Source organism: Spiroplasma endosymbiont of Glossina fuscipes fuscipes (assembly GCF_049669535.1).
GTDB lineage: Bacteria > Bacillota_I > Bacilli_A > Mycoplasmatales > Mycoplasmataceae > Spiroplasma.
Map to the genome: position 1 here is coordinate 185,438 of NZ_CP187162.1, position 15,661 is coordinate 201,098.

The window sequence follows — 15,661 nt, forward strand, 5'->3', positions numbered from 1 at the left end:
GGTAATGATTATATAATAAGTTGAATGCGGGTGGTTCTTGTTAAAAAGAAAGGATATTTTATTTTTACAATATTATTTGGTATCTTAGTTACCTTAATTTATTTTTTATTTGCTTGACGAATAAATGGTAATAATTTTGTAGAAAAAGATTTTCGAAAATATGATTATAAAATAATTTTTATAAATAAATATAGTTTACCCTTAAGTCAACCAAAAATAATTCCAGCTTCTGTTTGACTTTCTGCTGAGGTGGTTGGTTGAACAATTGAAGCAATTCTATTAAATTATCAATTTGATTTTAATTTTTTTGTGCCAATTAATAAAAATACGTTACAAAAAAAATATCAACATATAACAACAATTGGTCTAGTTCCAAAAGCACAGTACATTAAATGATATCCACGACAGTTAGTGACAAAGCAGCTTTTAGCTCAAGTTTCAATTCCAAATTTTCTCCAACCAGAAGTTATAAAAATGCTACAAGATAGGATAAATTCTTCGACGATTATTATTACCAAATTACAACAATATTTAAGCGGTAGTTATTTAAAATATTTTAATATTATTAGGTTATTTTGTGTTTTTTAATTTAAAAAAGATATGTCATTTTTTAAAGAAGGAATATTTTATTTTGCTTGGAGGAATAATTCTTTTTAATTATTTACTATTAATAAATAGTTACTATACCATTTTAATTATTTTTATCCTAATCTTTATTTTAATTTGACAGCAACAAAAGATTTACTTATGAGTTTTAATTTTAGCAATTATTATATCAGCAATTTTATTTTATTATTTAAAGCATCCAAATTTTTATCAAAATCAAATTGCTTCTGGGCAAATTCAAAAAAAGGGGGTCGGATTTTATTATTTACAAATTGGTTGAAAACAATATTTTTTAAAAACAATACTTAATTTTGAGTTGCATGACCAAGTTTATTTGCAAGGATATTATTCTGCGATTACTTCATCACCTAATATTTATGAATTAAATCTTCATCATTGATTAAATGCTAACAATATTTTTTATCAGTTTAATTTAACAAAAGTAATTGAAGTTAAAACGGGAACTAGTATTCTTGCTAAGATTACAAATTTTTTTAATAATTATGATGACTTAACTAAAGACACAATTTATTTAATTTTGTTTGGTCAAAAAACAAAAACAACATTTAATTTATATAATGATTTTGTTAAAATGGGGGTCATTCATTTGCTAATTGTTTCTGGATATCATATTAATATTTTATTTTATTTTTTAGATAGATTGTTTAAACGAATCTTTCGAAGAAAGATTTATTATTATTTTATTTATGGTTTCCTGTTTTTTTATTTGTATCTTTTGAACTATTCTTTTGCAAGTGTTAAAGCTGTTATTTTATTAACCCTTTCATTATTTAATACTCATTTTTTGCAAAAAAATTATCATTACATCAAATATGAGGACTAAATGTTTTTTTAGTTTTATTATTTTTCCCGTATAGTTTTTTGTCAAGTGGTTTTTGATACAGCTTTACCGTAACTTTATTTATTTTTACTTTTCAGACAAAAACAAAACATTATGCTTTTTATCAAAAATTATTTTATTATAATTTTATGATTTTTGTTGTATTACTTGGTTGAACAATCTATTTTAATTATCATTTAAATTTTGCTAGCATGTTGTTTAATTTGTTATTAACACCAATTTTAGTGGTAATCTATTTACTCTCATTTTTAATTGTCTGATTGCCACCTTGTTATTTTATTTATCAATTCATTTACTTTTTATTAAGTAACTATGTTGCTCTTTGTACAAAAATTAATTTAATGTAGAATGTCGGTGTTGTTAATATCGGTTATATTGTTTTATATTATCTTATTTTATTAAGTATTATCAATAGCATTCGATGATGAAAAAAGTTATTTACTTTTATGTTAATATTTTTTTTACTTTGTGCTAGTTTTCAAAATAGTTTTTTTAGTGTTAATTATTCTATAACAATGTTAAATGTTGGTAATGGTCAGACAATTGTTCTTCAGGATCATCGAGCTTTAAAAACTGTTTTGTATGATGTTGGTGTTGGCAGGGGACGGTCAAAACAATTAGTAAGAAATTATTTAAGATGAGCAGGGATTAATTGGATTGATGCAGTTTTTATTTTGCATCAACATGATGATCATTATAATAATCTATTTGAAGTTCAAAACTATTTTTTAGTTAAGCAAATTATTCAAAATAACACTAACTTAAAAACTATTTGATTTGGCGGAATGAAGTTTACGATTTTACATCGAAGTATTAACGATGCTGATGAGAATAATAATAGTTTAGTTGTTTTAGTTAAAATTAATAATATTAAAATTCTATTGACAGGAGATATTAGTCAAAAAGTTGAACTTAATTTATTAAACCAAGATTTAAGTACTATTAATTTATTACAGGTTGCCCATCATGGTTCGGCAACGAGTTCTAGCTTGCTTTTTTACAAAGGATACAGCCAAGATTTTGTTTTATTTCCGGTGAAAAAACAAAACAACAAAAGTACCCTGTTGCAGCAGTTTTAGAAAATTTACAAACTGTTAACTGTCAAATTTATTTTACTGGTGACAAACAAAATCTTCAATTTAATATTATTGATAAACAACCAATGCTTAAATTATTTTAAGTTGATATTTTAATTGTTTTCTTTTATGATAAGATTACTTTAACATAGTTTTAGCATATTTTAAAGGAGTTTCAGGAGATGTTTTTGATATATGGTGAAGATGCTTTTTTAATTAAAATGCAGAAAAATAAGGTTTTAAAAAAAATTAATCCAGATGATGAGTATGATTTACAAGAGTATAATTTTTTAGAAGATTCTTTACTAGGGATTTTAAATGATGCTAATACGATACCATTGTTTTCTGAAAAAAGAATTATCATTATTAATGATAGTTATTTTATTACTGAAGAAAAAATTAAAGCAAAGATTGATAATAAGGAACATTTAACGCATTTAATGGAATATTTGTTAACTCCGAATCCAAGTACTTTTATTATTTTTATTTGTCCAGTAAATAATATTAGTAATCGTTTAAAAATAACAAAAAAAATGTTGGAGTTAACTAGTGTTTTAAAAGCAACTAATTTATCGTATAATGAACTAACAAGATTTATTGATAATTATGTTGCCAAAAATAACGGGACAATTAAGCAAAATTTAATTAATAAAATTGTTGAATATTTGCCAAATAATTTATATATTATTAAAAATGAGCTAAAGAAATTATTGTTAATTGATAAAGTGATAACTGATGATTTAATTGAAAATAATATGACAAAATATTTGGATACTGACATTTTTAAATTAGTTGATGATTTATTAAAAAACGATTTAAATAATTTTTTAATCAATTATCATTATTTACAAGAGCGTGGACTAAGCAGTATTGCTTTGCTAGCTTTAATTACTAATAGTGTTATTTTTGCAAGAGATATTATCGTATTATCTACCTTAAAGAAAACACCATCACAAATTGCTGAAATCTTACAAATTCATCCTTTTCGGGTTAAAAAAATTGTTGAACATATGCATAATTTTAGTATTGAAAAAGCAAATAATATCATTAAGGAATTATTTTGAATTGATTATAATATAAAAAAGGGTATAATAAGGAAAGAAATTAGTAGTGATTTGTATTTAATTAAATTATTTGATATAAATTAAACTATAGCAAAGAAAGACGAGGGAAACAAATGAAAGAAAATAAATTATATGCTCATATAGTTTATACATTATACAATACATTTAATGATGATAATATAAAGGCGCAAGTAATCGTTAATCCAGATTTTAAAAAATTAGTAATTCAGCAAATTTGTAATCTATTAACACTAGAGAAAGAATTTAATGCAAATTTAAATGATAATAAGTTTACCCTTTCATTTGCACAAGTCTTAGCCGATATTACCAATGAATCAGAAACAATTGAGAAAGTTGATGGTGCTACTTTTAACACATTAGATGAAGAATATGTTGAGTTTGTTCAATATATTGTTCAAAATTTTGAAATTGAAAAAAGTTATATTACTAGAGAAAATGTTATCACAAATGAATTAATTGATGCAACAGCTGATTTTACTGACGAAAAAGCAATTGAAAATGCACAGGATAAATTAAAAATTAAATCTAATGAAAAAGAATTAGCTGAATTACATGATCAAACCGGGCCGACGGTTGGTAGCACAAGTGCAATGGGAGGTATGGGTGCTAATTTTCCTGATCCAAATAATTTTGATATGTCGCAGATGATGCAACAAATGGCTAATATGCCAGTTCCACCGCGATTGGATCCTCGCTTTTATTTTTATACTTCAAAACCAAAATATATGCCACTTTTGAAAAAAATTGTTGCTGGTGTTGTGATTTTAGCTTCGCTTTTATTAGTAATTTTGTGATTTTTAACTTCTTATTTAAATATTCATTTAAATACAAAAGTAATTGTTTATACACTTCCAGAAACAAATTCTGGAATTATTGTTGGTGGAGGAGCAGATACTGCTTTACATAATGGAAATAATAATTTTAGTAAGAAAGCATTTCCTTTTGGTTCACAGTACAACTTTTCCATAATGCAGTCCGCAGGTTTACAAACATTTTCTGGTATCTTATCAATTTTACCGGGAATTTTCTTGGGTTATGAATTACTAGGAAAAAAACGTTTTAAACGAGATAATTATGTTGTTCGTTTTTGACCAGTTGTGTTATCAATCGTCATTTTATTATATTCTGCATTATCATTAATCCAAGTTTTGTTACCAAATATGGTTGAAAAATATTTTAATAAAATTTCAGTTCCTAACAATGGGGTAATTGTTAAAAATGACCCTGGATTAGCAATCACTGGTGGGTTATTATTACCAGATTCTGATTTGGCTGAAACAATTAAGAGTTTAATAAATGAGGTGTATAATAATACAACATATCAAATTTTACGAATTTTTACAGTTATTTCAATGATTATTGGTTTGATTGCAGGAATTCTGGTTGTTATTTTAGCTGTTTTAGCACCAAAAGTAGATCGTAATAAATTGATTCGTGCCAATACTGAGTATCAAAAAGCAGTAACAGCAATGATGAGTGGTCAAAAATACGAGATGGATCCAACTCTTTTTGATGATGAATTTAAGGATGATAATGTTTTTGAAAAAGATGATTCAGACGGGAAGAAAGATAATTAAAAATAAAAAGTTTTCATAATTAATTATGAAAACTTTTTATTTTTAATACTGTTGTCTTCTTTAAAAAGGATATGTGATTAATTTGCTTTAAGCATTAATTTACTTTTAACACGAGCGGCTTTATTAGTATGATAAATTCCTTTAGTAACTGCTTTATCCACTAAACTAACTGCTGTGTTAACTAGTTCTGTTGCGTTTGCTTCATTTGTATTAATTGCAATCTCTGCTTTTTTAATTGCGGTTTTTACTGAAGATTTAAAAGATTTATTTGCTAAATTAGCTTTCGCATTTGTTTTTACTCTTTTAATTTGTGATTTAATATTAGCCATGTTAGGTCTCCTTTCATTTTTTAAGACACAAAGGAATTATAGCAAATAGATAAAAAGGTGTAAAGAAAAGTAATGCTTTTTCTCGATATTTTATAATTTTTTCTTAATTATATGTATAATAAAAGTAATAGGAGCAACAAATATGGGTTATTATTATCAACATAAACTTGGCTTTTCTTTTCATTGTTTACAACGAATTCGTGAGCGAATTCCACTTTTTAAAGAAGAAAATGATTGGGTTATTAAAGAAAAAATTATTAAAATGATTGACAATTCTTCTGAACGAATTGAAACAAGGCATAATTTATATATTAAATTAGATGATTTAGAGGGTAATTTGTATGTTGTTGTTGAAAAGCAACACCGTTTAATTGTGACCGTGACACCAATGAGTCCAAATAAATTGCTTGATGTTATTACAAAAAATTAGGTTCTAAATTCTCTTTGTGAGCAAGATGTGTTATAGTTAAAATATAGGCAAAGGAGAAAAGAAACTATGAAAGTTTTTATTGGAAATGATTATACTGGTGTTGAGATGAAAAACGTAATTGTTGAGTACTTAAAAGCTCAAGGACATCAGATTATTAATTTGGGAACAGATAGTGATGTAGCAGTTGATTATCCAGACTTGGGTCAGGCAGTTGGTGAGAAAGTGATGCAAGAAAAAGATAGTTTTGGTATAGTTATTTGTGGAACGGGGATTGGAATTTCAATTGCAGCGAACAAAGTAAAAGGGGTAAGGGCAGCATTGTGTAATGAAACAATTTTGGCTAAATTAGCACGTGAACACAATAATGCAAATGTTTTAGCGTTGGGTGCCCGTATGATTGCTAATCAAAATGCAACTTGAATTGTTGAAACATTTTTAAATACTACTTTTGATGCGGGACGTCATGCGTTTCGTGTTGATAAACTTAATAAATTGTAATTATTTTTATGAATAATTGAGATAATTTACTTTTGTATCCTTTTTTAACGATATTAGTAATGGTTAGTTATTTTATTGGGTTGGTTAAAAAAGGAGCAAAATCTTTTTGACAATGAGCTTTTATTGTTCAACATTTTTGTTTTTGATTAGCTTTATCATGTGCGTTAACTTTAAATTATAATTTTATTATTTTTGATTTTACAAAAAATATTATTTCAATTGCAATTTTGTTTGCAGTTAGTACTTTGTTTTATGCGGCAGTTTTTTTATCCCGGGAGCCTGAATCACTGCTTTGATTCGTAGTCGAAAACTCTGATTTTGGATTTCATATGGATTAATGTTTTTGGGAATTTTATTAGTTTTAATCTTGCCACGGAATTGAGAAGCAATGATTGTTTGTACACTTGCGTTTGGCTTTGGTGTTTCAACCAATTCAATATGATATTTAACCTTTAATGAAGTTTATTTATTTCGAACTAATCCATTTTTAACAATTGCTTTAAACTTGTCGGTTGTATTGTTAGCTAATATGGCAGGAGCAAATTTTTTAATGTTTGTAAAAAATTTTAGTCAAAATCCTTTAACGCTGCATTATTTTATCTTTGGTACTATTTTTAGTTTATTAATATTTGCAATGATCTTTTGCTTTTATTTGCCAGAAATTAAAAATAATGTTGGTGCTTTTCAACCACCAGTGTTAAAACAACTTAGTAGGTTTTCGTGATGAAAAGTTATTATTTTTGTTTTGTTATTTTTTGTAACAATTTTAAGAGAACTGAGTCAAGGTGATTTTTTAAACTTATTGTTAGCCCAAGAAACTTGAGTCAAGTATCATAACAAAACAATTGTCGAACAATATATTCATTCGGTACAAGAAATTTGATGAATTGCACAAATTATTGGTGCAGTATTAATTTATCATTTTTTTTGTTAAGAAGGTAGGAATTAAAAAATCGTTAATACTAGCATTTGCTGTATGAGAAGGATATTTTATTTTAGCAGCAACAATTTCGGTCCCAGAAGTTTTATTAGGATTACAACTTTTAAATGGTTTTGCTTTAGGAATATTATTTGGTGTCTTGTTTTCATTAGCAATTATGTGAAATTATTGTATTCAAAATCGTCCGGTAACTGGTTGCTTTTCTGCCCTAAATTCTTTAATGACTTTTTTAGTTCAGTTTTTAATTCGTGTATTTGCTAATAATCATTTTGGTATTTTTAATAATTTAGAGTTAAATTGAAATTTACCATTTGTTGAAAATGATGCGTTTTTAAAAACATTAAAAACAACGCTTTTATTCTTATATTTAGGATGTGCCATTAGTTCCTTTGGGTTAATCATTCTTGTTTGCTTTACTGCTAAATTTATTAGTGGTGAGTACTATTATTCAAAACAAGTGGAAGAAAAAATGGTTGAATTAGTAGGAATGGTTGTTCCACAGCAGGTTGATCAAAAAATTGTTTTACAAGAATATTTGCGAATAAAAAAAGAAGTTACATAATAACTTCTACTGCTTTAATGTCGGGCATTTCTTGTTTAACAATTTGTTCAACACCATCTTTAATTGTTGAATCAATTAATCCACAGCCAACACACGCCCCAGCTAATCGAACGTAAACAACATTATCTTTAACTTCAACAAATTCAATATCTCCACCATCTTGGTTAATATAGGGACGAAGATTATCGATAATATCTTTTGCTTGATTTGTTTGTATCATTTTATCACCTTCTTTATTTATTATATCATTATTATTTTCTAATAAAAGATTGTTTAATTCATTATGGATAAGTATATAATATAATTAAGGATTCAATTTGAATTTTTATCTCATACCAAAATTTTATAGGAGGACTAATGGAAGAAAAAAGTTTTAGTATATATGGTCTGTCTGCTGGAGTTAAGTTAGCAGATGAAATTTGTAATATGTTAGGTGTTGTAAGAGAGGAAATGGAAACTGTTCGTTTTGCTGATGGAGAAATTCTAGTACGAGCAATGAATTCCGTTCGTGGTAAAGATGTTTACATTATTCAATCAACATCATGGCCAGTTAATGAAAATTTAATGGAGTTATTAATTGCAATTGATGCTTTAAAACGTGGAAGTGCACAAAGTATTAATGTAATTATTCCTTATTTTGGTTATGCGCGACAAGACCGTAAAGCGCGTGGCCGTCAACCAATTACTTGTAAATTAGTTGCCAATATGTTAACAACGGCGGGAGCAACAAGAGTGATGACTGTTGATTTACATTCACCACAATCAATGGGATTTTTTGATGTTCCTGTTGATGATCTACGATCAACACAAGAATTAGTAAAAACAATCATTCGTGAAATTGAAAAAAATCATATTACTGAAGAAGTAACTATTGTTTCACCAGATTATGGTGGATTAGTTCGCGCTCGTGATGTTGCTAATCGTTTAGGAAGTTTAGCGGGGAATATTGCGGTAATCGATAAACGTCGACCAAAACCAAATGTTAGTGAAGTTCAATTTGTTTTAGGAGATGTTAAAGATCGGATTTGTTTTATTGTTGATGATATGATTGATACGGCAGGAACAATTTGCAATGCCGCTAAAGCTTTAAAACAAAATGGTGCAAAAGAAGTATATTTATTAGCTTGTCATGGTGTTTTTTCACCACCAGCAAAAGAACGGCTAACTGAAATCATTAATGATGGGACTGTTAAAAAAGTCATTGTTACTAATACCATTGATATTAATGAAGAACGTTTATTTGCTGGGTTAGAAGTTATTTCAATTGCTGATTTAATTTCACAAATGATTAGAGCAATGATTGAAAAACGTAGTTTATCTGATGTTTATCTAAAATGTAATGAAAAAATTAAAAAATTAGTAGAAAAAATTAAAGGAATAAAATAGTGGTCATTTAATATATTAAATAAAAATAACATACTAAAATAGTTATTAAAAAGTTTGAGTTGTGTTAAAAAATAGAACTCAAACTTTTTAATTTTAAAATAGTAGTTTTAAAACAACTACTATATATTGTTATTTTACTTTATTTCAAGTTTTATAATTTGTTTTAGCTAAAGATCATAGTGTTGCCCGACTATATTGTCGAACATACCCAGGATCATAGTCGAAGAAGGGGCTATTTTTCGTAATTTAATATTTTTTATTGTTGACTGGTTATTCTATTTTAATTTCCTTCTTTTCTAAACTAGTTTTTTTGTTTTGCTAGTTTCGTTTTTGACTGTTCGTTTTATTTCTTTTTTAATTAGTATTTGATAAATATTTTCTTGTTTTGGGATTGTTCGACCCGCGTAATTAGTTTTCTTAATTTTCTGTGTAATTCGTTTATGTTTATGTTCATTAATATATTCTAATTGTGAAGGGTGCTTAACATGTTGTCGTTTAATTGCAACAATTTCTTCTTCTTTATTATTGATTTTACTGTTCGGAGTTTTCTTTTTTGCTTTTGATGATATTAAAGTTTGCTCTGGAGTTAAATTTTTTGTTAATTGACAAAAGCAATTGCTTTTGGTCTTGTGTTAGGCCTTTCTTAAAAAGCAATAGTCTTTCGATTGTTGGTGTATTTAAACGCATTGCTAATAATTCATTTAAAATTTTTTGGTTTTCTATAGTATATTTTTTTTGTTGTGATAGGGTTGAAGTGGTTGTTAATTTGTTTGTACTCATTTTGTTCCTCATTTTTTACATATATTTTTACAATACCATATTTTTTAATAATCTGGTTGTATTTATAATAATTTTTTTAAAATAGTTTTTAAATGTAATTATATTTAACAATGTCAAAAAATAGAATTTATTTATAAATTTTAAAAAAATAAAAGAATGATTCTTTGCAATTAAATATTTAAAAGAATCAGAAACTAATTTTGCACCAAATAGTAAATACTGAGTACAATTAAAAATTCCAACTGACTATTCTTTAAATACTTATAAATTAATGCGAGGATTAGCTCAAATTGGTGAATCAAATTTCACTGATGATGATGAGAATGATTTCTTTAAAACAATGGATTATTTCAGTGCAAATAAAATGGAATTTTGAGCAACATATGAACATAGTTTTATGATTGGAAATATGATGAATATGTTACAAGCCGGTTTTGGGAGTTTAGCAAGTAGTATTTTAGCAACATTAGCACCAGAAACAATGTTTTGATTAGCATCACGTCAAGATCATGGCGAAAGTTCAAACGGTGGTGGTAGTTCACATTTTGGTGAATACTATATTATTCCAAAAAATATGTATAATTTTATAATGGCTGTTGTTCAAAATATTAGTACATATGATTGTGATGGGACAGTATGTTCTGGACCAAAACCAAATGAGCCATCAAACTTATATAAAGCATTACAACATTTAAAACAAAATAATCCTAAATTATATGAGTCTGTTAACAAAATGTTTGGCCATATTAAAAATGATGTTATGATTTCTGTTGGTGGAATGATTGAATTAAAAATGGCAGATATTTTGCCACTTACTTTTCAAATTATGTTTCCTGATTTAGGAAGCCCAAAGGATAATGATCCAAGATGAGAGCAACGTGTTTATTTCTCAGATTATAAAACAAAATTATTATCTGTAACGCAATATTTTTTAAATAATGTATCAAAATCAACTAGTGTTAATAAACATATCCAAGGTTATGAATTTGGAACTTATGGATATGGATTAGGATTATATTTTATTTCAATTTCATTATGAATTGGAGCTATTACGCAAACATTTATTTATCGTAAAAAAAGTTATACGCCTAATGCAAAATGATATCAACAATATGAAATTTTAGGATGTTTTGGAGCGTTAATGGTCTTCTTAGTAGTCTTTTTAGGAATTGGTTTAGGAACAGCATACATTTATCGTCGAATTGAAATGTTTGGAACATTTAGTTTAAAAGAAATTTATGAAACAATGGATAATATTGATGCAACAAAAGAATTTGTTAGAAGTCGTCGTGTTATTAATAATTTAAGTGTAGAATATGCTTTATTAATTAAAGAATATATTGATGAAAAACATCGTGAACAAAAAATTAAAGATTTAGAAGATAAAATTAATTCATTGTATAAAGACCTCGCTGTTGTTCGAATTAAAAAATTAGAAGCAATGCTTGAAGTGTATCGAAATCGTTTTGAAATAATTAAGCAAAAATATGTTATTTTAACTTAAAAATCTGAAATTACAAATGATAGTTATGATATTCGTAAGTCACAAAAATTAAAAGAAAAATTAGAAACTTTAGGTGAAAAGATTAAAGCAGCACGAAAAGAAATTGAAATGTTGAAAACTAATCCAAACTATGAACGTATTTTAAAATTACGTGAGCAATTTGATAATTTAAAAGACAAATATACTTTTGCGGCACAAACAATTAGTGATAATAGTTCAAAACTAAAATTAAGAAAAGTATATACTTTACGACAACAATTAGCATATCTACAAAAGAAAATTGGTGAGTTAAACAGTAATACAAAGAAAACAGTTTTTGATAATCCACGCGATAAAAAAATTAATAAATTAATTGTTCAATATAATTTAGAAAAAGAACACTTAAATCATTTAAAACAAACAAAACCAGAATCAAGAGTAATTGCAATTTGTCAAGAAAAATTATTAATATTAGCAAATGATATTAAAGATTTAGAGGCAAATAAAACACAAGTTAATCATCATATTGAAGACCGTATTGTTAAATTAAAACGTCAGTTAGAAGAATTAAATGTGGAAAAAGATAAAAATTATAAGTTATCAAAAATTACAAAAGATGAAATATACAATATTAAGATTCATAAAATTAATACTAAAATTACGGATATTAATCATGAAATTGAAAATCTAGAAGGTGAATTGCGTTCAATTATTGAACAGCAAAAAGATAAAATTACTAATAAATTTAAATTTGCAAAATATAATGCGGAATTAGTTAAATTAAAAACAAATTATGTTTATGATGATAACCGCGAAGGAATAGATTAGGAGGCTTAGAGATGAAAAACGATGAGTACAAAATCAATAAAAAGAATAACACTGATATTAAACCAAAATTCAGTGATATTTTAAAAAACGAATTACGTGCTTTTTTGTTGAAAAACCATTTAATAAAGTAATTGCAATTGTTGGTTGCTTTATGACTTTTATTTATGGGTTTTTCTATATTTGAGCCTTCTTTAATCCGTATCAAAATTTGCAAAGAATACCAATGGCAATTGTTAATCAAGATGCTAATGTTTGTATGATTTATAAAGATGTTAAAAACTTGCCACCATCAATCGATGGAACTGATTCGTTATTAAAAGCAGAAGGAATTTCCTTTGATTATACTGTTAATAATCAAACTGATTGTACTTCACAAGCAAAAATGGTCGGAAAAATAGGTTATTATACAAGTATTTCTGATGAAGCTGTAACAAAATTAAATTTCTATAATGCTGACACTAATCGTTTTATTTATGATTTAAAAGTTGGAAAAGTTTTAGGAGATTATGTTCGTTATTCAGGAGAAAAAGTTAGTGAACTAGATAGTAAATATTGAGTTCAAATCCGAATCCCACAAGGATTTACACAACATTTAGCTTCATTAATTGTTAACATGAATAAAGCAAATTATGCTTGTTTTGCTGGTTTCGATAGTAATAATGTTTGTAAAGATGGGGATCCAACTCATGTTTTACCAGCAACAGAATTAAATGGTATTATTATCAAGGAACTACGTTGATTTGTCCAAAACAGAATTACTTTTTGAGGAACATTTCGTCAGAATTTCGCGAGTGGGATGATTAGTAATTTTTATGGAAATTTAACAAAAGCGTTAAGTGCCCAAATTTTACCACAGTTAATGGCGACAACTTTGTTTACAATCTTTAGTTATTATCCACCAAATTCAACAAATCCTAATGATCGAACAATTCAAGAAGCTGATATTAATCGCTTTCTATTTGAATTTCTTGATCCATCATTGGTTCCACCAATGGTAATTGCGGGGCTGCCCGTTAAATTAAGTGACTACATTCCAGTACAAAAAAGAGCGATTGCTTTAAAAAATATTTTGGATGTTGCAATTTCAGGAAACTATATTAGTTCAAAAATTGCTGATGAAATTTATCGGTTCTTAACGGGAATTCAACCAATTTCGTTAATGTCAATTGTTAATGACTTATTTCAAATTAACAATCCAAATTCTAAACCGGCATTTGACATTGATTTTCTAACACATCAAGTTAATTTTAACCGTAAAGAAATGAATTACACTGAATTTTCAGCAGCATCAAAAAGTTTTACTGAAACAGGTTCTAATTTAATAAATATTTTTAAAATGCCATATACTTTAGTTGGAAAACAATATAGTCAATATGGAATTGGATTGGGAGAAGCATTTATTTTAATTGCAACTTTCATTGGAATCTTTGCCTCAACGATTATTTATAATCGTCGGTCACGAACCCCTAATACTAGGTTTTATCAACATTATTTATGTAAAATGCTAATTTTACAAGTTAACATGTTTATTCAAGTTTCAATTTTACTATTAATGTTATTACCAATTGGATTTTGACAATTAGGATCAGCATTTTGATTACTATATTTATTCTCGCTTTATGTCGGGTTTATCTTTACCTTTATTATTGGTGGAATATGGTTGTCAATTCCCGATTAAGTTTCTTCACGGGTATTAAATATGGTTGTTTTAATGTTTAATTTTGCTTGTGGATGAATTTTATTCCCAGCGTTTATGTCAAATCCATTCTACAATGCATTGTCAAATATTATGCCATTTACTTATGCAACGCATAATATGGGGAATATTATTTATGGAATCGCATCAGGGGCTAGCCAATTATGATATTATCAAGCAGATATTATTAAAAACTGTTTAGTCTTATTAGCAATGGCTATTGTTATGGTTGTTATAACATTAGTGACATTACATATTCGATTCTTACGTGCCCATTATGGAACACGCCGAATGAGTGTTATTTATAAAGCAATGACACAAGTTGAAAGCACGGCAGAATATGCTCATAAAAGAAGCGTGTTATTGATTTTAACAAAAGAGCAGAAAAAAGAAATTAAAGCAAAAGTTAATGAAATATTGTTTACAAATATTAGTGAAAAATACTCTTATACAAAATTAAGCAAAAGACAAATTAAAAAAATGGAACGGAATTCAATTGATTAAGGAGGGATAGTAAATGAAAAAATTATTATCATTATTAACAACTTTTTCATTATCAGCAGCAGTTGGAGTTAATGTTGTTGGTTGTAAAACAAATGATTTTGGTGATTTTCCTGGTAATAATCAAGTTGCTAAGACAGCGGCGCCAGCAGTCATTAATGCTGTTAATAACTTTTTATGCTGACAATAAGTTTTATTATAATTATCAAAATATTCTTCAGAACCAATGAGAACGCTATCCTTCCTTAGAAGAACCTTCATTAAATCCATGAACAAACAATGATGAAGGGACAACGGCTGTTAATTCGCTAGCGGTAGCGTTATATACGATTACTTTATTAGGAAATAGTAAGGATAAACCTTCGGGAGTTAATGGTGCTGTTGCTAGAATTATGCCTAATAAAGATGGAACATTATTTCAAACCGCACAAAATTTAGTGCCAACATCAGATTTTATTGATGCTGCAATGTATAAAAAAGCAACAGTTAGTCCTGCTGCAAAGAAAATGCTAATGGGTTACTATCAAATTAGTGGAAAAGCAAAAATTCATGAGTATGGTTATTCAATGCTACCTGATTTAAGTGCTGTTGTTTTTGGTTGACTTAAAAAAGATTTTTTTACAACTGATGATAGTGAACCAGATATTGCAAAAGTTGTTATTGCTGAATTAGATAAGGAAAGTAATATTAAAATTGATCCTGCTGAAGTTGAATTAGTTGTTAAAACGAGACCAAGTGGTGGAACTGCTGGGGGAAAATTAGCGGTGGGAACTTATGAACTTACTTTGGAAGCAAAAAAGGGGCTAAAACAATTCAAGGATTAGGTAACTTTAAAGTTGATGTTGTTGATAAAGCTAATTTTAAATTTAATTTAGAAACAATTCCAACAAAATATTTTTCAGTTGATTTAACTGTTGACAATAAAGTTAGTGATTTAAAAGCGGCAGTTAAAAGTTATGTTGAAGCATTTGTTGCACCAGCAGTTAATAAAATCGAAATTGAATATACTGTTGAAAATGAAA

20 protein-coding genes are annotated in these 15,661 nt (G+C 27.1%); 17 read left to right on the plus strand and 3 right to left on the minus strand.

Going from position 1 to position 15,661, the window contains the following annotated elements; all coding sequences use genetic code 4:
• The first annotated feature begins 24 nt into the window (after window positions 1-24).
• From ACOBWH_RS01120 to ACOBWH_RS01140, 5 genes are all read left to right on the plus strand, one after another.
• Entirely contained in the window at window positions 25-588 is a 564-nt protein-coding gene (locus ACOBWH_RS01120; protein ID WP_424526708.1) for a hypothetical protein, read from the plus strand.
• A gap of 43 nt (window positions 589-631) precedes the next feature.
• Window positions 632-1,450, plus strand: coding sequence for a ComEC/Rec2 family competence protein (locus tag ACOBWH_RS01125; RefSeq protein ID WP_424526709.1), 819 nt, complete (start codon window positions 632-634; stop codon window positions 1,448-1,450).
• 533 nt (window positions 1,451-1,983) lie between these two features.
• Window positions 1,984-2,547: a ComEC/Rec2 family competence protein gene (locus tag ACOBWH_RS01130; RefSeq protein ID WP_424526710.1), complete on the plus strand. Its 564-nt coding sequence runs from the start codon at window positions 1,984-1,986 to the stop codon at window positions 2,545-2,547.
• A gap of 179 nt (window positions 2,548-2,726) precedes the next feature.
• A complete protein-coding gene (gene holA / locus ACOBWH_RS01135) occupies window positions 2,727-3,692 on the plus strand; it encodes a DNA polymerase III subunit delta (RefSeq protein ID WP_424526711.1) in 966 nt (321 codons plus the stop codon).
• Between the two features lie 29 nt (window positions 3,693-3,721).
• Complete coding sequence (locus tag ACOBWH_RS01140) at window positions 3,722-5,206, plus strand: hypothetical protein (RefSeq protein ID WP_424526712.1); 1,485 nt, start codon at window positions 3,722-3,724, stop codon at window positions 5,204-5,206.
• A gap of 77 nt (window positions 5,207-5,283) precedes the next feature.
• On the opposite strand, the gene rpsT is transcribed toward ACOBWH_RS01140, so the two are convergent.
• Window positions 5,284-5,535, minus strand: a complete 252-nt coding sequence (gene rpsT, locus ACOBWH_RS01145; RefSeq protein ID WP_070406367.1) for a 30S ribosomal protein S20 — start codon at window positions 5,533-5,535, stop codon at window positions 5,284-5,286.
• A 142-nt stretch (window positions 5,536-5,677) separates the two neighbouring features.
• Here rpsT and ACOBWH_RS01150 point away from each other — a divergent pair, with 142 nt between their 5' ends.
• The 5 genes from ACOBWH_RS01150 to ACOBWH_RS01170 all read left to right on the plus strand — a co-directional run bounded on the left by ACOBWH_RS01150 (window position 5,678) and on the right by ACOBWH_RS01170 (window position 7,965).
• A complete protein-coding gene (locus tag ACOBWH_RS01150; RefSeq protein ID WP_070406368.1) occupies window positions 5,678-5,965 on the plus strand; it encodes a hypothetical protein in 288 nt (95 codons plus the stop codon).
• A 66-nt stretch (window positions 5,966-6,031) separates the two neighbouring features.
• Window positions 6,032-6,463 (plus strand): ribose 5-phosphate isomerase B, encoded by a 432-nt coding sequence (gene rpiB / locus ACOBWH_RS01155; protein WP_424526713.1) that lies wholly within the window; start codon window positions 6,032-6,034, stop codon window positions 6,461-6,463.
• Window positions 6,464-6,471: 8 nt separating this feature from the next.
• Entirely contained in the window at window positions 6,472-6,801 is a 330-nt protein-coding gene (locus ACOBWH_RS01160; protein WP_424526714.1) for a hypothetical protein, read from the plus strand.
• Complete coding sequence (locus tag ACOBWH_RS01165) at window positions 6,801-7,397, plus strand: hypothetical protein (RefSeq protein WP_424526715.1); 597 nt, start codon at window positions 6,801-6,803, stop codon at window positions 7,395-7,397. The genes ACOBWH_RS01160 and ACOBWH_RS01165 overlap by 1 nt, the downstream gene beginning before the upstream one ends.
• Before the next feature lie 226 nt (window positions 7,398-7,623).
• Window positions 7,624-7,965 carry a hypothetical protein gene (locus ACOBWH_RS01170; protein ID WP_424526716.1) on the plus strand — a complete coding sequence of 114 codons (342 nt, stop codon included), beginning with the start codon at window positions 7,624-7,626 and terminating at the stop codon, window positions 7,963-7,965.
• On the opposite strand, the gene ACOBWH_RS01175 is transcribed toward ACOBWH_RS01170, so the two are convergent.
• Window positions 7,958-8,185: a NifU family protein gene (locus tag ACOBWH_RS01175; protein ID WP_424526717.1), complete on the minus strand. Its 228-nt coding sequence runs from the start codon at window positions 8,183-8,185 to the stop codon at window positions 7,958-7,960. The genes ACOBWH_RS01170 and ACOBWH_RS01175 overlap by 8 nt on opposite strands.
• A 137-nt stretch (window positions 8,186-8,322) precedes the next feature.
• On the opposite strand from ACOBWH_RS01175, the gene ACOBWH_RS01180 reads away from it, so the two are divergent.
• Entirely contained in the window at window positions 8,323-9,351 is a 1,029-nt protein-coding gene (locus ACOBWH_RS01180) for a ribose-phosphate diphosphokinase (protein ID WP_424526718.1), read from the plus strand.
• Between the two features lie 531 nt (window positions 9,352-9,882).
• Here the strand turns inward: ACOBWH_RS01180 and ACOBWH_RS01185 are convergent.
• A complete protein-coding gene (locus ACOBWH_RS01185) occupies window positions 9,883-10,131 on the minus strand; it encodes a hypothetical protein (protein ID WP_424526719.1) in 249 nt (82 codons plus the stop codon).
• Between the two features lie 271 nt (window positions 10,132-10,402).
• Here ACOBWH_RS01185 and ACOBWH_RS01190 point away from each other — a divergent pair, with 271 nt between their 5' ends.
• From ACOBWH_RS01190 to ACOBWH_RS01215, 6 genes are all read left to right on the plus strand, one after another.
• Entirely contained in the window at window positions 10,403-11,635 is a 1,233-nt protein-coding gene (locus ACOBWH_RS01190; RefSeq protein ID WP_424526720.1) for a hypothetical protein, read from the plus strand.
• Window positions 11,636-11,743: 108 nt separating this feature from the next.
• The gene (locus ACOBWH_RS01195) at window positions 11,744-12,442 is read left to right on the plus strand and encodes a hypothetical protein (RefSeq protein ID WP_424526721.1); all 699 of its coding nucleotides are present in this window, start codon (window positions 11,744-11,746) and stop codon (window positions 12,440-12,442) included.
• A 223-nt stretch (window positions 12,443-12,665) separates the two neighbouring features.
• A complete protein-coding gene (locus ACOBWH_RS01200) occupies window positions 12,666-14,120 on the plus strand; it encodes a hypothetical protein (protein ID WP_424526722.1) in 1,455 nt (484 codons plus the stop codon).
• Between the two features lie 21 nt (window positions 14,121-14,141).
• Window positions 14,142-14,642 (plus strand): hypothetical protein, encoded by a 501-nt coding sequence (locus ACOBWH_RS01205; protein WP_424526723.1) that lies wholly within the window; start codon window positions 14,142-14,144, stop codon window positions 14,640-14,642.
• 13 nt (window positions 14,643-14,655) lie between these two features.
• On the plus strand, window positions 14,656-14,829 hold the full coding sequence (locus ACOBWH_RS01210; protein WP_424526724.1) for a lipoprotein: 174 nt from the start codon (window positions 14,656-14,658) through the stop codon (window positions 14,827-14,829).
• Window positions 14,798-15,463, plus strand: a complete 666-nt coding sequence (locus ACOBWH_RS01215; RefSeq protein WP_424526725.1) for a hypothetical protein — start codon at window positions 14,798-14,800, stop codon at window positions 15,461-15,463. Before ACOBWH_RS01210 ends, ACOBWH_RS01215 begins: the two co-directional genes overlap by 32 nt.
• Window positions 15,464-15,661 lie beyond the last annotated feature (198 nt).